At 50.3% G+C, this 21,477-nt stretch carries 23 protein-coding genes; 1 reads left to right on the top strand and 22 read right to left on the bottom strand.

Annotated elements, in window-relative coordinates; translation table 11 throughout:
• Window positions 1-23: 23 nt before the first annotated feature.
• The 12 genes from EDM55_RS10765 to EDM55_RS10715 all read right to left on the bottom strand — a co-directional run bounded on the left by EDM55_RS10765 (window position 24) and on the right by EDM55_RS10715 (window position 12,070).
• Complete coding sequence (locus EDM55_RS10765; protein ID WP_092269842.1) at window positions 24-1,313, bottom strand: NAD(P)H-dependent oxidoreductase; 1,290 nt, start codon at window positions 1,311-1,313, stop codon at window positions 24-26.
• 39 nt (window positions 1,314-1,352) lie between these two features.
• Window positions 1,353-1,718 carry a PTS glucitol/sorbitol transporter subunit IIA gene (locus tag EDM55_RS10760; protein WP_092269846.1) on the bottom strand — a complete coding sequence of 122 codons (366 nt, stop codon included), beginning with the start codon at window positions 1,716-1,718 and terminating at the stop codon, window positions 1,353-1,355.
• 19 nt (window positions 1,719-1,737) lie between these two features.
• Complete coding sequence (gene srlE, locus EDM55_RS10755; protein ID WP_122960328.1) at window positions 1,738-2,760, bottom strand: PTS glucitol/sorbitol transporter subunit IIB; 1,023 nt, start codon at window positions 2,758-2,760, stop codon at window positions 1,738-1,740.
• A gap of 25 nt (window positions 2,761-2,785) precedes the next feature.
• Window positions 2,786-3,319: a PTS glucitol/sorbitol transporter subunit IIC gene (gene srlA, locus EDM55_RS10750; protein ID WP_092269852.1), complete on the bottom strand. Its 534-nt coding sequence runs from the start codon at window positions 3,317-3,319 to the stop codon at window positions 2,786-2,788.
• A 70-nt stretch (window positions 3,320-3,389) separates the two neighbouring features.
• A complete protein-coding gene (locus tag EDM55_RS10745; protein WP_092269855.1) occupies window positions 3,390-3,800 on the bottom strand; it encodes a transcriptional regulator GutM in 411 nt (136 codons plus the stop codon).
• A gap of 79 nt (window positions 3,801-3,879) precedes the next feature.
• On the bottom strand, window positions 3,880-5,268 hold the full coding sequence (gene lpdA, locus EDM55_RS10740) for a dihydrolipoyl dehydrogenase (RefSeq protein ID WP_122960327.1): 1,389 nt from the start codon (window positions 5,266-5,268) through the stop codon (window positions 3,880-3,882).
• 15 nt (window positions 5,269-5,283) lie between these two features.
• Complete coding sequence (locus EDM55_RS10735) at window positions 5,284-6,513, bottom strand: dihydrolipoamide acetyltransferase family protein (protein ID WP_122960326.1); 1,230 nt, start codon at window positions 6,511-6,513, stop codon at window positions 5,284-5,286.
• Window positions 6,514-6,532: 19 nt separating this feature from the next.
• A complete protein-coding gene (locus EDM55_RS10730) occupies window positions 6,533-7,522 on the bottom strand; it encodes an alpha-ketoacid dehydrogenase subunit beta (protein ID WP_258957751.1) in 990 nt (329 codons plus the stop codon).
• A gap of 17 nt (window positions 7,523-7,539) precedes the next feature.
• Window positions 7,540-8,499 (bottom strand): thiamine pyrophosphate-dependent dehydrogenase E1 component subunit alpha, encoded by a 960-nt coding sequence (locus tag EDM55_RS10725; protein WP_122960419.1) that lies wholly within the window; start codon window positions 8,497-8,499, stop codon window positions 7,540-7,542.
• A gap of 146 nt (window positions 8,500-8,645) precedes the next feature.
• Window positions 8,646-8,813, bottom strand: a complete 168-nt coding sequence (locus tag EDM55_RS30230; protein ID WP_170184304.1) for a hypothetical protein — start codon at window positions 8,811-8,813, stop codon at window positions 8,646-8,648.
• 94 nt (window positions 8,814-8,907) lie between these two features.
• Window positions 8,908-9,171, bottom strand: coding sequence for an HPr family phosphocarrier protein (locus tag EDM55_RS10720; protein WP_092269863.1), 264 nt, complete (start codon window positions 9,169-9,171; stop codon window positions 8,908-8,910).
• Complete coding sequence (locus EDM55_RS10715; RefSeq protein ID WP_170184305.1) at window positions 9,143-12,070, bottom strand: sigma 54-interacting transcriptional regulator; 2,928 nt, start codon at window positions 12,068-12,070, stop codon at window positions 9,143-9,145. The genes EDM55_RS10720 and EDM55_RS10715 overlap by 29 nt, the downstream gene beginning before the upstream one ends.
• Window positions 12,071-12,355: 285 nt before the next feature.
• On the opposite strand from EDM55_RS10715, the gene ptsP reads away from it, so the two are divergent.
• The gene (gene ptsP, locus EDM55_RS10710; protein WP_122960324.1) at window positions 12,356-14,002 is read left to right on the top strand and encodes a phosphoenolpyruvate--protein phosphotransferase; all 1,647 of its coding nucleotides are present in this window, start codon (window positions 12,356-12,358) and stop codon (window positions 14,000-14,002) included.
• 188 nt (window positions 14,003-14,190) lie between these two features.
• On the opposite strand, the gene EDM55_RS10705 is transcribed toward ptsP, so the two are convergent.
• From EDM55_RS10705 to EDM55_RS30915, 10 genes are all read right to left on the bottom strand, one after another.
• The gene (locus EDM55_RS10705) at window positions 14,191-14,706 is read right to left on the bottom strand and encodes an ATP-binding protein (protein WP_092269872.1); all 516 of its coding nucleotides are present in this window, start codon (window positions 14,704-14,706) and stop codon (window positions 14,191-14,193) included.
• Window positions 14,707-15,027: 321 nt separating this feature from the next.
• Complete coding sequence (locus EDM55_RS10700) at window positions 15,028-16,374, bottom strand: PTS galactitol transporter subunit IIC (RefSeq protein WP_092269875.1); 1,347 nt, start codon at window positions 16,372-16,374, stop codon at window positions 15,028-15,030.
• A 34-nt stretch (window positions 16,375-16,408) separates the two neighbouring features.
• Window positions 16,409-16,693 (bottom strand): PTS sugar transporter subunit IIB, encoded by a 285-nt coding sequence (locus tag EDM55_RS10695; protein ID WP_092269879.1) that lies wholly within the window; start codon window positions 16,691-16,693, stop codon window positions 16,409-16,411.
• Window positions 16,690-17,169 (bottom strand): PTS sugar transporter subunit IIA, encoded by a 480-nt coding sequence (locus EDM55_RS10690; RefSeq protein WP_122960323.1) that lies wholly within the window; start codon window positions 17,167-17,169, stop codon window positions 16,690-16,692. The genes EDM55_RS10695 and EDM55_RS10690 overlap by 4 nt, the downstream gene beginning before the upstream one ends.
• Window positions 17,170-17,357: 188 nt before the next feature.
• Window positions 17,358-17,912 (bottom strand): GNAT family N-acetyltransferase, encoded by a 555-nt coding sequence (locus EDM55_RS10685; protein WP_122960418.1) that lies wholly within the window; start codon window positions 17,910-17,912, stop codon window positions 17,358-17,360.
• A gap of 142 nt (window positions 17,913-18,054) precedes the next feature.
• A complete protein-coding gene (locus tag EDM55_RS10680) occupies window positions 18,055-18,657 on the bottom strand; it encodes an MSMEG_1061 family FMN-dependent PPOX-type flavoprotein (RefSeq protein ID WP_092269886.1) in 603 nt (200 codons plus the stop codon).
• 74 nt (window positions 18,658-18,731) lie between these two features.
• Window positions 18,732-19,502: an alpha/beta hydrolase gene (locus EDM55_RS10675; protein WP_122960322.1), complete on the bottom strand. Its 771-nt coding sequence runs from the start codon at window positions 19,500-19,502 to the stop codon at window positions 18,732-18,734.
• A gap of 153 nt (window positions 19,503-19,655) precedes the next feature.
• The gene (locus EDM55_RS10670; protein ID WP_246070803.1) at window positions 19,656-20,423 is read right to left on the bottom strand and encodes an HpcH/HpaI aldolase family protein; all 768 of its coding nucleotides are present in this window, start codon (window positions 20,421-20,423) and stop codon (window positions 19,656-19,658) included.
• 80 nt (window positions 20,424-20,503) lie between these two features.
• On the bottom strand, window positions 20,504-21,259 hold the full coding sequence (locus EDM55_RS10665; RefSeq protein ID WP_259676081.1) for a branched-chain amino acid transaminase: 756 nt from the start codon (window positions 21,257-21,259) through the stop codon (window positions 20,504-20,506).
• Between the two features lie 12 nt (window positions 21,260-21,271).
• Entirely contained in the window at window positions 21,272-21,463 is a 192-nt protein-coding gene (locus tag EDM55_RS30915) for a hypothetical protein (RefSeq protein ID WP_246070805.1), read from the bottom strand.
• Between the last annotated feature and the right edge of the window lie 14 nt (window positions 21,464-21,477).

Raw genomic sequence — 21,477 nt, 5'->3', positions numbered from 1 at the left:
GGCTGTTGCCTTCCTCCCACTGTTTAATCATTGTTCTCCATTTGTTCACGAAGTCGCATGATCGTATTTTGTTCGGTGATCTCAATATCATGGAAAGTAATCACGGAGCCTTGGGCAACGTCTCTGCTAAGCCGAATATTTGGACCAATCAGACCAATCGGCAGCGCTTCTTGTTCTCGCCTATCAGCTGCCGTGATGATTTTCCCGTACGCAGAGAATCCTCCGATGCCATCGAGCGCTTCGCCAGCCCGCAAATCTTTTTTGGCTACGGCCACCGTTTCTGCCACCATCCCAAAGTAGGGAGCAATTGTGGCTTCCTTTTGCAGGTAGGCACGGGCGATGGAGAGCGGAGTCTCCAGACTGGTCAAATGATAAGGCCGATACAGGACGTAGTTTGGACCCGAACCCATCTTCAAGTACTTCATCGTGTCATGTACCTCTTGCATCGAGGAAGAGATGATTGCAAACACTCCGGGCGCAACGCCGTCCACATAATCAACGATCTTGGTACGATGCAGCATGCCGCCTGCCTCTGTCAGAGAGAACAGCCCTGGCAGCTCAGCCAGCTGCGCTTTGCGGCCATGCATCCCCGGAACATCCGGAACGAACCCGGTTGCGTTTGCCACTGCCGTCATTTCCACCATCGTCTTGGTGCCGTCCTGGAACGAAGCAAGCATCTTGGGACTGGAGCCTTTGGCAGCAGCTTCTCCCCGTGCCGTATCGGGATTGGCGTGAACATTCAGAGCGTTGTTCTTTCCTTTTCCGAGCGCAACGATCTCAAAGCCTAGCGCGTCGGCAAAGTCATGAAGCTCCATAATCGCACCTGGCTCATCCCCAGCAGAACCCGTATAGACGACTCCTGCATCATCTGCCAGCTTCTTCAGCCATGGTCCTACGGTGACATCCGCTTCTACGTTCAGCATGACGATATGCTTTTTATGGCGGATGGCTTCCCAAGCTATTTTCGCCCCGATGTCTGGCATACCAGTCGCATCCACGATCACATCCACATTGGATAGCTGTGGGATCAGCTCGGCTTCTGTGGTCGCGACCGAATAACCCGAGGCAATCGCTTGATCCGCTTTGTCAAAATCCTGCGTCTCCAGGATGCGAGTATCTGGTACACCTGCTCTGCGATAGGCAGCTTTGATGTTTTCCGGAAACAGGTCAGCCGTGATGACGACTCTCATTCCGTGCATGCCTTCTATTTGCGAGATCAAACCGCGTCCCATTTGCCCAGCGCCGACCAGACCGACGCGAATGCAGCCTCCTTCTTTTTCTAGTGCTGCAAGTCGTCTATTGAATCCCAACATGGTGTCTCTCCCTCTTTTCTCTTGATTGGATGTTGTGAATTACGGACGGATGAAGGCGACTTTCAGGCCAACTTCCAATGGGGGAAAGTCAACCTTTGCTACGTGGATATTCCCAGGCAGCTGCGGGGTTTCACTTCCATCCGCTTTCACAGTGCAATGACCGATGTTTTGAAGGGTTTCGTTTGCTTTCTCGCCCACACTCGTCACTTGCAATTGCGTATCTCCCAGAAGTAGAATGTCCCCTGGCTTGATTTCCTCTGTATGCGTTGATTTGGTATGCAGCACGGCCATATCGTGCAGCTCTTCCGGGGCGTCCTGATTGAAGAGAATCAGCATATTTTCATTCAAAAAGTCTGGAACCATCGCTCCAATCGAGACAACAGTGCTGGTAAACAAGGTGTTCATGGAATACCTCCTGAAATGATTACTCGCTGTAGAGTCCAAAGCTTGCTACGTAGGCAATGACGACTGCGATCGGGCCCGTGATCTGGCGGGAGAGCAGTACGGCTGGTACCCCCACTTCGATGGTCTCTGGCATTGCTTCTCCCAACGTCAGCCCTACTGGTACGAAATCGCAGCCTACTTGCGGGTTGATGGCAAAGAGCGCCGGCAACGCCAACTGTGGCGGGATCGTGCCACGACCAATCTCTACCCCCACCAAGACACCGACTACTTGCGCGATGACGGCACCTGGTCCAAGCAAAGGCGAGAGGAACGGCAGTGCGCAGACGATCGAGATGATCAACAGGCCGATGATATTTCCTGCGAGCGGTTTGATGACGTTCGCTAAAATATCGCCAATCCCGGTGAAGAGAATGATCCCGATCAAGGTACTGACGAACGCCATGAACGGAAGAATATTGCGCAAAACCTGCTCGACCGTATCACGACCTGCCTGATAGAAGGTTCCGACCACGCCCCCCATCAGGCGACCAATTTTCTCAATGAACCCGGTTTTCTTCGGCGGCTGATTGCCCTGCATGCTGGCGACTTTCGCGCGGGCTTCCGCTTTCAGCTCCTGTGCCGATTTTTTTTGCTGGCTTGCGGCATTACTCGCGGCAGCAGTCGCCACTTCATCCATTAAGGACACATTGTTCTCTTTTACGCCGGAGACAAAATTCGTCTCTTTGATGAAGTTAATCAGTGGACCAGAGGGAGAAGCAGGAGTCACGTCTACGGTAAGAACGCCTAGCTTTGGATACACACCGCAGCGTGCTGTTCCACCACAATCGATCACGACGCATGCCATTTCATCCGGCTCTACTTTGCTGGAAAAGCCATCGACGGCAATCCCGCCCGTCAGCTCCGCGATTCGGGCTGCAACGGGATGAATCCCTCCACCTGTAATCGAAGCGATATATGGTTTTTCGTCTGTCGGCAGGATGGTAAGAGGACCTCCCCACCCACTTGACGCTTTTGTTACTTGCACCGCACGATAGTTGCTCATGTCAACGTCTCCCCTCTTCACTTCCTTATACTGCTGCTTGTGCTTCGCGGCGTTTCATCATCGCCTTTGTGATGTACTCGGTTACGATACCGCGAATCAAAATGACGAGGATCCCGACCAGGAAGTAGCGAATCGCCAAAGGCCCGAGAGACAGTCCCAACTGAGTGATGCCGGTCGCAATACCCATGTAAACGAAGAGCTCAGAAGCGTTCGCATGAGGGAACAATCCCGTGATCGGATGGCAGAACGATACGGCAGAATCGTAGAAGGCCGGTTTTTGATACTCCGGCAAGAATTTACCGAATGTGTATGCCATCGGGTTGGTCAGGAAAAACATGGATAAGATCGGGAAAATGGTGTATCGCAGGATCATATTGCCTGTGCATTTGGCAGCGAAGCGTTCGATGCGTTCTTCTCCAACGAATTTGATGAATGCGTTTACAGCTGTGATCAAGCAAATCAATGTAGGAATGATTCCTGTCACTAATCCTACGAAGGTCTTTCCGCCTTCCTGAAACATTCCGATAAACCCTTCTGCAAGATGTACAAAAAAGTCCATTTACGCATACCTCCCGATTAAAAAATAAAAACCAGATGAAAGTATTCATCTGGCCCGCGGCCCAACTTTTTTATCCAATTTGTTCTTGTTCCCTTTGTTGCTGCTTGGCCTGCGCGGCCCGGATTTGCTCGATTGCCATTCGAAGCGCTGTCTGCACCGGCTGCTTTTGCTGTTTGGAGGCAGTGTCGTACAATGTGTCCATTGATTTGCCAATCGGTTCCCCGTACTTCTGAAACCGGGAGAAAACGCTGACCCCCGACATCCGCTTGCACTGAGTCACAATTCCTTGTGGATCGGTAACGAGAATGACGACGGCACCGACTCCAAAGCGTCGTTTGTTCACTCCCACTCCCAGGTAGCCGTTCGGTTGCTGCTGCATGAGACGCAGCTCCTGATAGTAATGGCGTGACTGTAGCTGTGTCAGCACAAGCTGCAAAATCCAAAGCCCTGCGAACAACAGAACAACGTACCCCCAAGTCAAGTGACCACCTCCCTTTACAAATGTTCTTACTAGTTACAATTGTAAATTGAAAACGTTTTCATGTCAAACAGATTCTTTCTTAGGCGTGGATGCCTTTCCCTAGCCATTTTGCTGCTGCCTCCATGAAGCTCTCTGAAACGGTAGGATGCGGATAGATCATGTTCGCGACATCGTCTACGGTTGCTTCCAGTGACAGGAAGGCCGTGCCTGTTGAAATCATTTCTGTGACGTGGGGGCCGACCATGACGACTCCCAGCACTTCTCCGTACGTTTCTTCTGCAATCAGCTTGGTAAAGCCGCTGTTCTCGTCTGAAGCCATCGCTTTTCCGTTTCCTGCATGCGAATAAATCGTCGTCTTCACGGCATATCCTTGTGCTTTTGCTTCCTCTTCGCTCAAGCCCACGCTGGAAATCTCAGGCGAGGTATAAATGCAGCGAGGAACTGCTTTCATATTTCCCTTTTGTTTTTTGCCTGCTGCATTGATCGCTGCTGTTTGACCTTCTGCACTCGCGACATGTGCGAGCTGCCATCCGCCGATCATATCTCCCGCCGCATAGATGCCTGGTATCGATGTTTCCAAGTATTCGTTGACCTGGACAAACGGGCCGTTCTTCTCTATGTTCAAATTTGCTATAGCGGACAAATTTGGCTTTCGACCTACAGCTACGAGCAATGCGTCAGCAGGAATCGCTTCGGAATTTCCCTTCGCATCCTGTGCATGGATTTCAATTCCTGTATCACCCTTGGAGATCGAAGTTACTTTTAAACCCGTCCCAATCGTCACCCCTTTCTTGCGCAACGACTTGGTCAGGATACTAGCTGCGTCTTTGTCCTCTTGAGGGATGAGTCTGTCCGCCATTTCAATCACAGTCACCTTCGACCCCAGGCTTGCAAAAATGCAGGCGAACTCTACTCCGATGAAGCCTCCTCCGAGAATCGCGATTGACTTTGGAACCTGCTCTACATCAAAGATTGTGTCACTCGTAAAATAAGGTACCTGTGCTAGTCCTGGAATCGGTGGTACAGAAGGCGTGGAACCCGTTGCCAGAATAATCGAGCTTGCTTTGACGACCGTGCGCAAACCGTCAGCTGCTTGAACGGAAATGCTCTTGTCAGGCTTCACTTCGCCAAAGCCTTGCACAAGATCGATTTTTCCGACTTTTAATAGACCCGCAATACCAGTGCGAAGGGTTGCGATTACCTGATTTTTTCGGTTCAGCATCTTCTCGAGAGAAAACGCCACTTCTCCGGTTTCAATGCCCCAGCTTGCGGCATTCCGGATCTGGTCCAAGATCCCTGCCTGATGCAGCAGCGTTTTGGAGGGGATGCAGCCCCGGTTCAAGCAGGTACCGCCCAAATGGTCTGCTTCAATCAGTACTACGCGCTTCCCTTCCTTTGCACCGCGAATGGCTGCTACATATCCTGCTGGGCCTCCCCCAATCACTGCGATATCGTATGTTTGCGACATTGTTAGCTCCTCCTTTTACGCCAGCAGGTGGTATGGTGCTTCTAGGTATTCTTTGATATCCTGCAAAAAGGCTGCCGCAGGAGCACCATCCATGACACGGTGATCAAAGGAAAGACTCAAAGACATCATCGGGCGCAGCACAATCTGTCCATCGACCCCCACAGGCTTCTCATGAATTCTTCCCACACCTAAAATGGCGCTCTCCGGTTGATTGATGATCGGGGTGAAGGCATCGATCGCGTACATTCCTAAATTGCTGATCGTGAATGTTCCGCCACGCATGTCATCTGGCAGCAGTCGTCCTTCCCGGGCCAATCCTGCCAGTCGTTTGGTATCTGTGGTCAGCTCGGCGAGACCTTTGCGATCGGCATGCTTGACGACAGGGACGAGCAGTCCATCGGAAACCGCTACAGCCAATCCAACATGAACCGAATCGTGATACACAATCGTTTCGTCTTGCAAGGAAGCATTGACCTTTGGATGACGCGCCAAAGCAGCTGCGACAGCTTTCATGATAATTTCGGTATAAGACAGGCGATGACCGGTCGCTTCCTCGATGGAGGGAAGCAGTGTCGCTCTGACTTCCTGCACGCGTGTCATGTCCGCCTCTGTCGTCAATGTCACATGTGGAGCGGTGAATGCACTCTGCGTCATTCGCTGTGCGATTACCTTGCGCATTCCCTCGAGCTTACTTGACTTACTCGAGGAAGCAACTGTTTCAGGAGCTTGGCTCACAGCAGGCTGTAACTGCTCTTTCCGTGCTGCAATCGCATGCTCGACGTCTACTTTTTGAATACGTCCATTCGGGCCGGAGCCTTTTAGTTGGCGAAGGTTCACATCATTTTCACGTGCAATCCGTCGAGCGACTGGCGTGGCTCTGAGATTAGCGCCATGCGAATGGGTTTCCTCCATATTCATTGCTGTTTCCTCTTGCTCTTCCTGTTTTTCCACGACCTGCAGCGTATCAGCTGCTTCCAAAGAAGGAGGCGCGTCTGCTACCACCTCTCCTGCAGCGCCGACATATCCAATAACCTGGTTGACAGGTACGACTTCATCTGGGCCATAGTATATTTTCAGCAGCGTCCCTGTCGTGTAGGACTCTACCTCAATATTGATCTTATCCGTTAAGACTTCCAGTAAAACGTCACCTTCACGAACCGAGTCTCCCTCTTGTTTAAACCATTGGATGACGGTTCCGGTTTCCATCGTCATACTCAGTTTTGGCATGAATACTGCAGTTGCCATCTTGCTTATCCCCTTCCTGTCAGCGGAATACCGTTTCCTTGACTGCTTGGATGATATCTTGTTCTTGTGGAATGGCTGCTTTTTCGAGGACAGGATTGTACGGAATCGGAACTGCCTTTCCTCCCAGTCGTTTGATCGGCGCATCTAGGTAATCGAAGGCTTCGCTTTCCGCGATCAGGCTCGCTATTTCTCCGCCAAAACCGCCGCGCTTGACTGCCTCATGGACGACAACCACACGCCCCGTCTTCTTGACTGATTCGACGATCGTCTCGATATCCAAAGGCACCAGCGTGCGCGGATCGATAATTTCTACGCTGATTCCTTCCTTCTCCAGCTCAACTGCTGCCTGCAAAGCTTTGTGTACCATAATCGCAGTTGCCACGATGGTCACATCGGTTCCGGCACGTTTGATATCGGCTTTTCCAATCGGCAAGCTATAGGACTCCTCCGGCACATGGCCCTTCGTCCGATAGAGCAGCTTGTGCTCGTAAAAGATGACAGGGTTGTCGTCATCGATGGCGGCTTTCAGCAATCCTTTAGCGTCATAGGCGGTAGAAGGCTGTATGACCTTTAGCCCCGGAATATGCGCCATCCATGCTTCCAGGCTTTGGGAGTGCTGGGCTGCAGCACCTGTCCCCGAGCCAGAGGGCGTGCGCAGAACGAGTGGAACCTTGCCTTTCCCGCCGAACATGTACCGGTTTTTCGCTGCCTGATTCACGATCTGATCCGTCGCAATCGTGATGAAATCGGAAAACTGCAGCTCCACGATCGGGCGCATTCCCGTCATGGCTGCTCCAACAGCTGCCCCTGCGATCGCCGCTTCCGAGATCGGTGTATTTCTCACGCGCTCTTTTCCAAATTCCTCGATCATGCCGCGCGTCACACCAAACGCGCCACCGTAGACGCCGATGTCCTCCCCCATGATGAATACATCCTGATTGACCCGCATTTCCTGACTCATGCATTCCCGCACCGCTTCCAAATAAGTAAGCTCTCTTTGTGCTGACACTGTGTTCCCTCCCTCGCCTATGCGTAGACGTCTTCTTCTAGAATTTCGATGGGCGGCATCGGGCTTTCCTCAGCAAACTTCACCGCATCCTCTATTTCCGCTCTTGCCTCCGCTTCGATCCGGGCTGCGTCCTGTTCACTGAAGATTCCTTCACTGATCAGCACCCTTTTCATTCGCTCAATCGGATCGCGGTTGTTGCGCCAGTCCATTTCCTCTTCCCGAGTCCGGTACTTTTTCGCATCACTTTTCGAGTGGCCTTTCCAACGGTAGGTTTTCGCTTCGATCAGAGTAGGACCCTCGCCTCTACGGGCACGTTCTACTGATTCATGGGTCACATTCATCATGGCAAAAATATCATTTCCGTCTACGACTGCTCCAGGAATGCCGTACGCTGCAGCTCGATCTGCGATGTTGGCGACCTTCACCATCTCTTTTACCGATCCAGACATGCCGTACTGGTTGTTTTCACAAATAAAGACGACAGGCAAATTCCAAATGGCGGCCATGTTCATCGCCTCGTGAAAGCTCCCTTCATTCGATGCCCCGTCTCCGAAAAAGCAGAGGGTGACATAACCGAGCTGCTTCATTTGGGAAGTCAGCGCAGAGCCAACAGCGATCGGGATCCCTCCACCGACAATGCCATTCGCCCCCAGATTTCCTTTCTCTACATCGGCTATATGCATGGAGCCGCCTTTTCCTCGACAGTAACCGGTGACCCGTCCAAACAGTTCCGCCATCATCCGGTTGGCTTCTGCACCCTTGGCGATGCAATGGCCGTGTCCTCTGTGTGTGCTCGTAATCTTGTCACGATCCTCCAGTACCGCAATAGCACCAGCTGCAGAAGCTTCCTGCCCTACACATAGGTGCGTGGTCCCGTGAATCATCCCTTTGGCAAAAAATTCATCGACTTTCTCATCAAAAAAGCGGATCACCCACATTTGGCGAAACAGCTCCACCAGCTTTTTCTCTGTAACCATCGATGGAACACTTACATTGATAACCAAATTCCTCTCCTCCTCAAGTTGTCTTTCTCGCCAGGCTTGTATATAGCAGAAACGGATCAGATGGAGGGAATATTCCCCCACCTGACCCGTGGTCCAAGCGTCGGTCTTGCCTATTGAGATTATGGAGTTGGCTGCTTTTGCTGGCTTTGATCACGCTCGTATTCTTCGCGCGTCATCTTTTTGACGGAGATGAGAAACACTTCATCTTTTCCTTCGCAAATCAGCTCTTCGTGTTCAAACAGTTTGTAGACCTTCGTTCCGGGAGTTACCTTTTCAATGACCTTCATGCGTGTCACCTCCGGATGTCTTTACATTTGTTCTTAGTAGTTACATTTGTAATTCATTATAAATATTCTGATAACCTAGTCAAGTGGCAAACGTTTATTCTTCCCCAAACTTTCTCTCCACAAGAGTGGAAAGCGAGTCGATCGCTTCTTCCTCATCTGGTCCTACGGCCTTTAGTGTCAATACCGATCCCATCGTTGCTGCCAGGGAAAGAACATTGAGAATGCTCTTCGCGTTTGCCACTTTTGTCCCCAAAAGAATCGTGATCTCTGACTTGTACCCCGCCGCCAGCTTTACAAATTCTGCAGCAGGACGGGCATGCAAACCAGTTTTATTCAAAATCGTTACTTGTTTTTCCATATGGAATCCTCCCTGATGTTTCACCATTTTCGAGTAATGCTTGCAAATCGGGTGATTGATTCGCCTCTTGTCTTTCGCTTAAAAAAGAATAAAGCTCCTCCACAGCTAACTGGCAGTGCTCCGTGATCGCCAGCATGTAAACGTATTGGACGAATAGACCTGGCTCCCATTCCACTGGATGAGCGAGTCTGGCGGCAGCAATTCCCGGACGGATTGTTTGCAGTGTATCCGCATGCGGGATAGCCGCTCCCAGCAAGAATGTATTCCCCATCCGTTCCCGTTCCCAAACCTTCTGGGCAAAATCTTGCTCGACAAACCCTTGTTCTCGCAAAAGGCTTGCAAGGGCTTCGATGACTCGTTCCTTACTGGCCCGCTCCTCACAATTCCAGATCAGTTCGGGATGCAATAATTCTCGGAGCCCGTAAGAATGCGGCGGCAGCGATGGGGAGAGTGTTCCATTTGCCACGAGCAGCAATCTCTTGATAAAGCTGATTCCTGTTTCATCTATGATCTCTTTAATGGAAATAAAAGGAATTCCGTCCAGCATCGGATTGACTGTCCCTACCACTGCGAAAATATGATATTTTTCCAGCCATTCCTTGTATAGCTTGCGAATGGAGAGCGAGCTTGCCTGAAGAATCGTCACCTGTTCTTCTGTTGCATCCAGCTTTTCCTTCAAGAGCATATCCAGTCTTTTCGCCGCTCCTTCTCCAGTCAGGCAAATCGTCACGATCGCAACCGGCTTTGAATTGGTCGTATAGACGGACGGCAGCGCATTCGTTGGCATTGTGCGCAACCGATTCACGATCTGACTCATCGACTCGCTCGAGTACAGGCATTTTCGCATGACCTCAATCACCAAGGTCGTTGTCACGTTTGGCAGCACCTGCACACGCACGCCGGTCCGCACCTCCCACTCGGCTTCACTCAACAAATTACTGCCCATATCCGCGAGCAAAATGACGCCCTCTCCCTGATCCACCTGCCGTATCGAAGCACTGATACGTTCGATCGCAGAAGAGAGGTCGTCGTTCCAGTACAGCTCGACTGCGAGCGCATGCTTCCTCTCAAACAAGCGCGCCGCAACCTCGACCATGCTTTTTGCTACCTGCCCATACGAGGTGACGACCACGCCGATCACCGGTTTTGGTTCTGTGAATACCGAGCATTGCTTCAAATACATCTCGAGCAGCGCTACTTCCGAATCCGGCAGGGTGATTCCCCATATGGTCTGCACGACCTTCGCCATTTCCAGGGCGACTTTGTACTCCATCGATTCGCAGTCCGACTCCAGCGGAAGCTCCCTCGTTTTAGGATCCGGCCATCGATCCAAGAGGCCGTGCAGGTGAATCGCCAAGGCATAGGAAATTCGCTGGTAATCCAGTGTCATATGCCGCTCCGCAATCCACAGCATTTGTTCGACCGCCGAAACCACCTGATCGCCGACAAGCTTTACCAGCTGTTGCAGGCGCAGCGCTCTCTTTTCATGTTCACCTGCTGCAGGCTCTAGACGAGTATCCAGCTCTTTGTTTACGATCAGCTCAATCAGTTCTTCGCTTTGGCCCTGGTTTTTCAGGTTGCGATACCGTTCAACAACCCAGTTGTATAAATGCTGGGCGGAATCTTCGCACAACTCACTGCCGAGATCGGAGCGCTGTCCCGGAATAAACAGGAACTGATCTTTTTTCAGCATGGGCAGCTCGGGTGCCAGCCCGTTCAATTGCTGCTGACTTACGACGTGCATGGGCAAATCGTACCGATCCACTTGCACCACGGACTTTTCTTCCTGATGGATCGTTTTGAGAAACGCTTTCGCCAGCAGTACCCGGATGTCACTGTGCAGCTGCCCCATATTGGCGGGACATTCGTACATCATGAGGGAGGCAATCACTTCTTTTTGGACGACGACCTCTTTCCCGATCCGATCGGTTTCTTCGTTCAAAAAATGCAAAATTAGCGAGAGCCGCTCCTGCTGCGTCCACTCGGATAAGGCAGGCAGCTCAATGGTCATCGGGATGCGTCTGCGCAGTGTCAGCAGCAGGCTCGACTCCGGGCTTTCCGTAGTCGCACCCACGATCAATATCGTCGCCTTTTGCTGGAACTGAACCTCTCCGAGTCGCCGATATACCCCTTTGTCGATCAGATAAAAGAGGTTCTCCTGCCCTTCTGGCGGCAAGCGATGGATCTCATCCAGAAACAGAATGCCCCCATCCGCCTGATCCACTAATCCGAGCTTGTCTTGCTGCGCACCTGTAAATGCACCTTTCACATATCCGAATAGCTGGGACAGCAAGAGCTGCGGGTTTTTGGCATAGTCCGCGCAATTAAAAATGATAAAAGGGGCATTTCGCTTCATCACTTGCTGCTCAATCGCGAAATGATACATCGCTTCGGCCATCCTGCTCTTCCCGACGCCACTCGCTCCAAAGAAAAGCGTATGCAGCCCATTTGGCGGGTAAAGCGCAGCTGCCTGTGCTTGCTGGATCGCTGCTTTGAGCGTCCCCTTTGCGCCGATCAAGCTGGCAAAGGTCACCGCCTGGCTGGCTTTGCGAGCTTTTTGACGCGTGCGTTCTTCCGTTTTGGGCGTATCCTCTTCTTCTGAGAACGCTTCCATTTTGCCACGCAATTGATGGACCATAAAACGCGAAACCTCATAGCCCATCTCATTTAAACGACTGGTAAGCTCTCGACTCGGCATGCTAGGGGTTTGCTTCAGAAGGTGCTCCATTTCTTTGAGCAGGAGTGGCTGCCTGCGTTTTCGAGAATCAGGAATCTGCAGCTTGTGTCGAAGCAAAGTCACCTCGTCACGTCGCACTCCCAATTGACGGGCGATTTGCTCATCGGTTAAGGGAGCTTTTTTATCCTCGTATTCGATGATGTGCCTGATGCGTTCCTCCATACCATCCCCCCACAATCTATCACAAGCAACATTTGTGCCAATGGTTAAAACTCGCATTTTCCTCGCCATTTCGCTCTACATTATCTACCATAACATAATTCAAAAACGGTATCAGAATATTCTGTGGCATTTTTTGTGCACGTTTCTCCACAATGTATACCTTTTCGTTGACGATTATGAGAGGAACCGCTAAGATAAACGTATTCAAATCCTTTGGATCATGGGTCAGGGACGATTCCCTGGCCTTTTTTGCGTCTATAACTTTACTTTCACTGGAGGGATACGATGTATAAAGGGATTGCCGCCTCACCCGGCTATGCCGCAGAACGCGCTTTCGTATGGAAGGAACAAGCATTATCCATTCCCCATGAAACAATCACAGCAGACCAAGTGGAGCTGGAAAAGCAGAAAGTCCGCGACGGCCTAGAGCAGGTCAAACAGGAGCTTGCCTTCACACGAGAAGATGTCCGCGAGCGCTTCGGTGAAGAGGAATGCGCCATTTTTGACTCTCACTTGATGATGCTAGAGGACCCTATTCTACTAGAAGAAATCGATCGAGAAATCCTCGATTCAGCCAAAAATGCTGTCTGGGCAGCCCACGATGTCCTAACGACTCACGCTTCTGTTTTTGAATCGATGGACGATGCCTATTTGCGCGAGCGTGCCGCTGATTTTAAAGACTTGCGTGGCAAACTCGCGAGACGACTTCTCGGTATCTGTGACGTATCTCTTGAAGCGCTAGATCGACCAGTTATTCTAGTCGCCCATGATCTGACGCCCTCCCAAACGGCTCGGCTGAATCCGGAATGGGTCAAAGGAATCCTGACAGAAATAGGCGGACCGACCAGTCATTCTGCTATCCTGGCACGCACACTGCAGATTCCTGCTGTCGTGGGTTGTGGTCCGATTGCCTGCGAGATTACCGATGAAACGATTCTTGCTCTAAATGGAAATACGGGAGAGATCACGATCCATCCAGAGCAGGAGCAGGTCGAGCGCTACCACCGGGAGCAGCACGCCTTCCAAGAAGAACAAACGCGATTGCGCGCCGCCGCTTTTGAAACCGTATACACGGCAGATGGAAAAAGGATTGAGATTGCAGGGAATATCGGGAACCCCGCGGACTGCCGCTCTGTACTCGCGAACGGCGGAGACGGTGTAGGCTTGTTCCGCTCTGAGTTCCTTTTCCTTGAGCGGGATCAAATGCCGAGCGAAGAGGAACAGTTCGAGGCGTACGCCGAGGCGGCACGTGAAATGGCTGGGCGCCCTGTCATTATTCGAACGATGGACATTGGCGGAGACAAGCAGCTGCCTTATCTGCCGATGGAGGCGGAAGAAAATCCATTCCTCGGATTTCGTGCCATTCGACTCTGTCTGGCTGAAAAGGAAATGTTCCTAACCCAGCTGCGCGCCATCCTGCGAGCTTCCAGCCAAGGCAAAATCAGAGTGATGTTTCCGATGATTGCGACAGAGGAAGAATTGCTCGAGGCGAAGTCTCTGCTCGCACAAGCGAAGGAACAGCTGCGAGAAAGACAGCTTCCATTTGACGAGAAGATCGAGACAGGAATCATGATCGAGATCCCTTCCGCAGCCATCATCGCCGATCAGCTTGCTCCTCATGTCGACTTTTTCAGCATTGGCTCCAATGACTTGATCCAGTATACCTTTGCCGCTGACCGCATGAATCAAAAGGTCAGCTATCTGTACAATCCGGTTCACCCGGCTATCCTTCGTCTGATCGGTCGAGTCGTCCAAGACTCGCATACACATGGCAAATGGGTCGGCGTTTGCGGGGAAATGGCTGGCGATCCTCTTTACGCAAAGGAACTGATTGCCCTTGGCGTCGATGAATTGAGCATGACTCCTTCGCTGATCCCCAGAATGAAACAAGCGATCAAAGGCATGTCCGCTACTACTCTCATCTATAAATAATTGCTGCCAAAACAAGACCCACAAATGATTTTGTGGGTTTTTGCGCTTTTCAGGTTGATTGAAACGGACAATTCCTTTAGGTATACCTTGGAAATGACGAAGGCAAAGAAAAAGCATTATCATTCATATAAACGTCGGCTCATTTCATCCAGGTAGGGATAGTATCCGAACAAGTTGAATGGGCTCGTTTACAAGCTTTGCGCGATATTTATAATCTCCTGAATGGTGGACTGTACTTCATTACTCTCCTTGATTACAAACATATGGTCTGCTTCTCCACCTATTGGTGGCAACGCATTGCCATTATGAGACTCAGCTTTTTGCCGACTAAGCACTTCTTCAAAAGTAGAAGCACTCCTGAAAATAACGGTACTACGCTGACTATTGGCAATTCGAGATTGAAGAATAGCGTCGGGAATATCAAAATTTACGATTATGCTTACAAAACCTTTTTGACGGAACCGCTCGAGTAAATCCAGACGACCTTTGCGATCACGATTGGCGTTACATAAAATGAGATGAAAATTTGTTTCATTAACAGCATAATCGACGATCGTTCGAGAGATAGCGTCCTTGAGTGCATTGACTCCTTGTTTAGGTAGCAAGCTTTTATAATAGGTCTGGATAAATTCAGCATGGTTATCTCTGTCAATCACAACGGAGTTTTGTAAGTGCTGTTCTAATTCTTTAGCGAGCCTTTTCATTCATGCCCCCCTTCCATTCTCAAATCATTAGTCGAACAAAGCCGGCTGTTAGCTTAGCAATCAAATCGTTATGTCTGCCCCACCAATAGTGGCTTCTATCTCAAACATGGGATTGTTGTTGCCACCCAGGTTATAAAATTCCATCTGAATGTTTGTATCATTTCAACCGTTCCAGGAGAATATCCTCCCTACTGTAAGCTAACTTTCCTGTCTACGCTTGCAGAAAGAAGAGTAAGCAACAGTCTTTATGAATAGAGCCAAAGAAAACCACCCTGTACATGCCAGCAGGCAACACTCAGGGTGGTTGTTCGTTTTCGTCCTTTATAATGCTTTGTTCTCAGATTGCGAAGAATTCTTTTGCTTGCGCTGGACCAGATAAGCGACGCCCAAGCCAATGACGGCAATCCCGATAATCCCTACGTAGCCTAGCTTTGCTCCAAACAAGAAGATTGCCGTAGTCGGAACCGCCCCATCGACAAGAGAGGATATCGCACTTGCCCCGTCAGGGAATTTGAAGCCGGCGTTTTGGGCTGCTTGCGTAAACAGCGGCGAAATATAAGTAGCCAAAAGCAAGCCAAATGCGAGCGAGATCGTTGCCCCGATCACGGTACGGATGACGTTTCCTTTAAAAATAGGCACCATCAAGCATACGATGAATGGAATGGTGGCCAAGTCTCCAAAAGGAAGAACCTTGTTGCCCGGCATCAAAACGGCTAGGCCCAAAACAATCGGAATCATCAAAAGTGAAGCGGCAATCGTGGCCGGATGACCGACCGCCAGTGCTGCGTCCATGCCGATATTGACTTCCCGTCCAGGAAAGCGCTTACGAACAAATTCACTCGCAGCTTCCGAGATCGGTATCAAGCCTTCCATCAAAATACTGACCATTCTCGGCAAAATCAGCATGACGGCAGCGGTTTTCACGCCCAAATCGAGAACCTTCTGAAGATCCCATCCAGCCAAAAGCGCGATAATAATGCCTAAAATAAGTCCTAAAACAGTCGACTCACCCAGCAAGCCCAAACGTTTTTGAATCGTTTCGGGGTCTGCTTTCAGGTTGCGGAAGCCCGGAATCCGATCAAACAGCTTTTCCAGCGGCAGAGCGATCAAGTAATACGGTGTCGACGTTCCGTGCGGGAAGGAAATGTTCGGGTAGCCATAATAGTTGGATACGTGCTTCGCCGTGAGATCCGCCAAGACAAGAAGGATAATGGCATGGGCAATCGAAGTCAAAATCCCCAAGGTAATGTTGTTCGACATGACTGCGACCAGCGAACCTGTAAATGCAATATGCCACAGATTCCAGAGGTCGATGTTCAGCGTTCGTGTCAGACCGAGCACCAGCATGCCCAGATTGACGGCAAGCCCGATCGGAATCGCAAGTGCACCGACTGCCGATCCAAACGCAATGGCCGAGGTAGCTGGCCAGCCTACGTCAATGATCGTAAGCTGGATGCCCAGGTTTTTGACCATGTCCTGGGCAGCGGGTCCAAGACTTCCCATCAGCAGGCCAATCACAAGGTTGATCCCAATGAATCCAATCCCGACCGTCAGACCTGCACGGAAGGCTTCCCCCGGCTTTGTTTTCAAGATGATCCCAAACAGAAAAATGAGAACGGGCAAAACAACCGAGGGGCCAAGGTCTACGAGGTACTTGATAACGTCCATAGTGAACCTCCTTTGTTCAGGCACATAATTGATTTTAGGATGTTAGCTTTGCTTCAATTTGTTCAAACACTTGCTCTTTTCCGATTCCTGTCAGCAAAGGTACTGCATTGATGACTTTTTCTTGCAGCGAAGGAGGTACCGTCGTGGTGGAAATGATCAGGTCGTATTGATCGGCTTTGTTTAGCACGTCACTGACTTTGGACTGATCCAACGAAGCATCGATGCCTTTGTCCCGTAAAAACGCTTTCAATTTTTGCATGACGACAGTCGAAGTAGCTACACCGGTACCACAGATGACGAGTACTTTTTTCTTGTTCATGATTTCTCCTCCACCTGCTCAAGCTGGGCGAGTACCTTCCATACCTCTTCCGTTCCTTGAGCATCCATAATTTTCTGCATATTCGCCTGATCCTGAATCAGGTTCATGACTTGTTCCAAAATGAATAATTGCGTCTCGCCTCGCTCGGGAGCAAGCAAAAAAACCACTTGTACAGGCAGGTCATGGTTTGGATCTGCCATATTGCGAAAGCGCACACTCTGTCTAGCTACTCCTACAGCGATCGTCGGTTTCCGAACGTGCAGGGGGTCCGCATGAGGGATAGCGACATTCACCTCACCTGTGAGCAAACCTGTCGGGTAAGATTGCTCCCGTACACACACCGCCTCGATGTACTCCGCACCTACTGCTCCCGTTTGTACCAACGTGTCTCCCAACTGACGGATCAGCTCGGACTGCTCCAGGTGTTCTTCAAATATGCGAATATGGTCCTTCCCAATATATTCAGACAAACTCACTCTTTTATCGCACCTCCTTTCCCTTTTGAATTAGCAATTCCCGTGCCAAAATCGTTCGCATGAATAAAGCCTTATTCCGCAAGCCTTCACAACATTTTCCACACAATTTCTGGCGGTCTGCACACAAATTCTTCTGCATGGTTTGTGGGCGGTTTTGCGAAAGGGAGAAAGGATAACGAAACCAAGCGCTACTGCTCCTTTTTTGAAAAGCTCTCCCGATGAAAACGAGTGATGAAGGAAAACAAATGCTCGCCGCTGGTTGAAATCGGCTTAGGGTCGAGCTGATAGTACATCGCCCGATAAGGTTCTGGGACCCAAATGTATTTGTGCACATATTCCGTTGAATGAAATCCCGCTTTTTCCCAAAACTTCGCGCGCTCTGCATTCGTCTGGGTGTCTTCCGCTTCCACTTCTATGAGGAGGATCGTGTAGTCGCCATCCGCTTTTGCCCATGCCTTCAGTAGCGCGAGAAAGACGGAGCCGATCCCTTTGCTTCTCAGGTCAGCCCGCACGGCAAAATAGTCGATGATGATAGCACGGCTAGCTTCGACTGTTCCCGTGATCGCCATCGCCACGAACTCCCCCTCACTCTTCGCTAGATGCAATTGACAGAGCTGTTTTTGAAACATGTTGCGGATGATCGCTTTGCTTTTCCTCCCATGCTCCGGAAAAGCCGCATAGTAGATAGGCTCCGCTTCACGCCACAAGACTTCGTCCCAATGATCTGTGGTAATGACATCCATGCCCTGCATCCCCTTTCTGTTCGAACCTCCTATCGGCTTTCCCACTCTCTTCCTTTTTCATGAAAAAACCTTGAATCAAAGAGAGGTGCATGGGCACGCTTTCCGATTCAAGGGTTGTACTTTTGCTAAATAGCAGACCGAGCTAATCATTTTGTTTCAGTTGTACGCCGTTGATTTGCAAATGGGCACGGAACATCTCAAGGATGGAAGGCACCGCTTCTTTTTCCGGCCAGGACGATGTGTTCCATATACCTGCTTGTTTGAAAGCTCGCGGGCAATGGATGAAACATTCTTCTACTTTTACGACCACGCCAATATTGAGCGTTTTGCCTTTCCATTCTTGCTGAGCCAACAATTCAGCATTTTTGGTTAAAGTAGCGGTACCATTGATTCGCAGCACTTCTTCCAGCCCAGGAATCACAAAAATCATGCCAATCTGCGGATTCTCCAAAATATTCAACATGGAATCTACACGCCGATTCCCCAATCTTTCCGGATAAATGAGATGGTGATCGTCCAGTACCTTCACAAAGCCAGGCTCGTCACCGCGCGGAGAAACATCTCCTTTTCCTTCTGAATTGGCCGTAGATAAAAAGAACAGGGGGGATTTTGACAAGTATTTCCGGACGTGTGAGTCTACTTGCGCAATCGTTTTTTTGACGACAGTTTCATGAGGGGCTCCCACGAGACTTCTTAATTCATCCGCGCTAGTGATGCGATCTTCCGCTGTCATTTGATTCCACATCGATTCCCGCTCCTCTCTAACCACTATGTATGCCTATCTTTTAAAACATTGCGAATGATTCTCATACTTACTCCTCATCTTAATGGCTCATCGGATTGAATGCAAGCCTCTCCAAACAGCCATTTCATTGCCGACATAAATCGGATCGAAAAGAAGAAGGAGTCGTGTGTACCAAGCGGATCCGTTTCCAAGCGGAGGTTCCCCGGAACAAAGCCTTTTTCCAGAAGGACGTGATGAGCTTCTTTCGTTTTACTGACCATTTGGGACTGAATCGTCTTTTTGTAGATTCCTTCCAGCTCCCCTGCATATATGTACATCAGGTGGTCCAATGCTGGCAGCGATTTGCTCCGAATGAATTCGACAAAGCTACCATACCAAAAAGAGGCGGAGATCAACGCGCTCTTGCCGAATATCTCCGCATGCTCATAGAACGCGTAAATACTGACCAGGCCACCGAGCGAGCACCCAGCAATGGCAGTGTTTTCTTTCTCCGGTAGTGTACGATAGGTTTGGTCTATATATGGCTTTATCTGGTCGACAAGTGTTTGCAAGTAAGCCTTCGCACCTCCGCCAAAATCTCTACCGCCTGGAACAAGCGAAGCTGCCGGCCAAGGCGTGTACTCATCGTTTCGCTCGTGCGGTTTGATCCCGACAAAGATGATTTCGGGAAGCTGCTTGGTGAGAAACAGATGGTCCACGTAATTGTAACTATCCAGTACGACGCTGGCTTCATCCTGAACATAGACGACTGGATAGCGGTGATTGCTCTCAAAATAATGAACAGGCAAGTAAATACGCAGCTCAAAGCCGGCAACTTCTTCGATGATGATCCGTTTCTTTTTCATTGCTCTTCCTCATTTCCACGGTATTTCCCCTATTATAGAGAGAGTTCGTGGCACTGAACATGTACGATATCCAGATGCTCCATGGAGCAAGTACGGATGTGCTCATGAAAAAACTCCGTTATTTGGCAACGGAGTCGTTTTGCATGTGATTGCTCAGTCTTTCCTGACCCCCGCTTCCACCACTTCAAGGAAGGCTGACATCATGACCGACGTAATGACTACGGCAACAAACGCAGTTCCATTCTCAAGCTCTTGGCGTACACTTGCTGGATTGGCTGCGATATTACCTAGAGGAATATTTTGCTGCTGGGCTCTTTCTCGCAGCTGTGCGATAACGTTTTGCACCTCAGGATGCCGAGCTCCCTCTTCCTTGTAGCCCATGGAAATCGACAAATCAGTCGGCCCAATGAAAGCCATATCGATACCAGGCACACTGACAATCTCCTCAAAGTTTGCCACTGCCTCCGGTGTCTCGATATGGACGATGACCAAGGTTTGATCGTCTGCGGCATCCAAAAAGCCGATCCCGTGATCCTTTCCGTAGCGAGCAGGACGTGTCGTATAATTCGCTCCCCTTTGCCCGAGTGGAGGAAACTTCACCCTCTGTACCACTTTTTCAGCGTCTTCCCTGTTGTTCACCATCGGTACCTGGATTCCTTTCGCCCCTCGGTCCAACGCCTTTTGAATGCAGGAAGGGTCGTAGGCAACACGAACAATGGGAACCAGATCGACGCATTCTGCCGCACGGATCATATTTTCCAGGTCTCTCGGACTAAACGCCCCGTGCTCGTCGTCGATGACGAGAAAATCGAAGCCGGCATGCCCGAGCATTTCTACCATTTCCGGGCTATAGATCCCTACAAAAGCGCCAACTGTTTTCTCCCCGTTCTTCAGTTTTTCTTTCACTCTATTTTTCATCATCGGTAACCAGTCCTTTGCTTTTCAGCTAATCTCGTTGCTATTCGAGAGTTTGGCGACATTCTCCTCTTTCCGTTGATGAATCATTGATAAACAGGTGTGACCCAATCCATGTAGCGCTCGTCTTTACCTCTCACAGCCGAATCGTAAGCTTCCTGCAGCTGTTTCGTAATCGATCCCATCTTTCCTGTACCTACAGGACGACGGTCTACGGAAGTAATGGCGGCGATTTGCGCCCCTGTACCTGCCAGGAGCATTTCATCGCAAATGTACAGCTCGGTTCTGTCTATCTGGCGAACCTCGTAGGACAGCCCGAGATCATCGGCTAGCTGCATGATCGCACGTCTCGTAATCCCTTCCAGAATGTCAGAGGTAATCGGTGTTGTAACCAGCACACCATTGCGTACGATAAAAAGATTGGCAGAGCTTGCTTCCGATACCTGTCCGTCACTGGAGAGCATGATGGCTTCATCATAGCCATCTGCTGTCGCTGCATCATTCGCCAAGGCGGGGTTTATGTAAGCGCCTGTCACTTTGGCACGGGAAGGAATCATGTTGTCGGAAATGCGCTGCCAGCTGGAGACGGTAGCAGCCAGCCCGGCCGTATCCACGTAATTGCCCATCGGAACAGAAAAGATCGCCAGTTCATCGCGGAGTCCTGTGAGAGTGACCTTGATGACTTGCGAGGCTTTGAAAGCAAACGGGCGGATGTACACGTCCTCGCGGTAATCGTTTTTGGCAAGCATGAGACGCGTCCGTTCGACCAGTTCTTCCGCATTGTACGGAAGGTTGATTTTCAGAATCCGGCAGGACAAGAGCAAACGCTGGTAATGCTCCAGAGCTTTTAGGACCTACAGCTGCCCTTCTTGTGCATTCCAGTAGGCGCGGATGCCTTCGAAGCAGCCGGTGCCGTAGTTGAGCGCGTGTGTGGAAATATTGACATTTGCTTCTGCGAGGGGCATGATTTGTCCCTTAAAAAAGCAATAGCCGGACGTGATCTCCTGATTTGGAGATGGGCCTTTCGTGGTCTCGATGATTTCCATTCGTTACTCCTCCT

The organism is Brevibacillus centrosporus, from assembly GCF_003710815.1.
In the GTDB taxonomy this organism is placed as follows: Bacteria; Bacillota; Bacilli; order Brevibacillales; family Brevibacillaceae; genus Brevibacillus; species Brevibacillus centrosporus.
Note: the sequence above shows the minus strand (reverse complement) of the source record. Positions and strands in the feature narration are given on the sequence as shown.

What these genes read in the sequence shown, in the direction of transcription:
- EDM55_RS10765 (WP_092269842.1), bottom strand. Translation starts at nt 1,313, where the DNA reads ATGTTGGGATTCAATAGACGACTTGCAGCACTAGAAAAAGAAGGAGGC.
- EDM55_RS10760 (WP_092269846.1), bottom strand. Translation starts at nt 1,718, where the DNA reads ATGAACACCTTGTTTACCAGCACTGTTGTCTCGATTGGAGCGATGGTT.
- srlE (WP_122960328.1), bottom strand. Translation starts at nt 2,760, where the DNA reads ATGAGCAACTATCGTGCGGTGCAAGTAACAAAAGCGTCAAGTGGGTGG.
- srlA (WP_092269852.1), bottom strand. Translation starts at nt 3,319, where the DNA reads ATGGACTTTTTTGTACATCTTGCAGAAGGGTTTATCGGAATGTTTCAG.
- lpdA (WP_122960327.1), bottom strand. Translation starts at nt 5,268, where the DNA reads ATGTCGCAAACATACGATATCGCAGTGATTGGGGGAGGCCCAGCAGGA.
- EDM55_RS10735 (WP_122960326.1), bottom strand. Translation starts at nt 6,513, where the DNA reads ATGGCAACTGCAGTATTCATGCCAAAACTGAGTATGACGATGGAAACC.
- EDM55_RS10725 (WP_122960419.1), bottom strand. Translation starts at nt 8,499, where the DNA reads ATGGTTACAGAGAAAAAGCTGGTGGAGCTGTTTCGCCAAATGTGGGTG.
- EDM55_RS30230 (WP_170184304.1), bottom strand. Translation starts at nt 8,813, where the DNA reads ATGAAGGTCATTGAAAAGGTAACTCCCGGAACGAAGGTCTACAAACTG.
- EDM55_RS10720 (WP_092269863.1), bottom strand. Translation starts at nt 9,171, where the DNA reads ATGGAAAAACAAGTAACGATTTTGAATAAAACTGGTTTGCATGCCCGT.
- EDM55_RS10715 (WP_170184305.1), bottom strand. Translation starts at nt 12,070, where the DNA reads ATGGAGGAACGCATCAGGCACATCATCGAATACGAGGATAAAAAAGCT.
- ptsP (WP_122960324.1), top strand. Translation starts at nt 12,356, where the DNA reads ATGTATAAAGGGATTGCCGCCTCACCCGGCTATGCCGCAGAACGCGCT.
- EDM55_RS10705 (WP_092269872.1), bottom strand. Translation starts at nt 14,706, where the DNA reads ATGAAAAGGCTCGCTAAAGAATTAGAACAGCACTTACAAAACTCCGTT.
- EDM55_RS10700 (WP_092269875.1), bottom strand. Translation starts at nt 16,374, where the DNA reads ATGGACGTTATCAAGTACCTCGTAGACCTTGGCCCCTCGGTTGTTTTG.
- EDM55_RS10695 (WP_092269879.1), bottom strand. Translation starts at nt 16,693, where the DNA reads ATGAACAAGAAAAAAGTACTCGTCATCTGTGGTACCGGTGTAGCTACT.
- EDM55_RS10685 (WP_122960418.1), bottom strand. Translation starts at nt 17,912, where the DNA reads ATGGATGTCATTACCACAGATCATTGGGACGAAGTCTTGTGGCGTGAA.
- EDM55_RS10680 (WP_092269886.1), bottom strand. Translation starts at nt 18,657, where the DNA reads ATGTGGAATCAAATGACAGCGGAAGATCGCATCACTAGCGCGGATGAA.
- EDM55_RS10675 (WP_122960322.1), bottom strand. Translation starts at nt 19,502, where the DNA reads ATGAAAAAGAAACGGATCATCATCGAAGAAGTTGCCGGCTTTGAGCTG.
- EDM55_RS10670 (WP_246070803.1), bottom strand. Translation starts at nt 20,423, where the DNA reads ATGATGAAAAATAGAGTGAAAGAAAAACTGAAGAACGGGGAGAAAACA.
- EDM55_RS30915 (WP_246070805.1), bottom strand. Translation starts at nt 21,463, where the DNA reads ATGGAAATCATCGAGACCACGAAAGGCCCATCTCCAAATCAGGAGATC.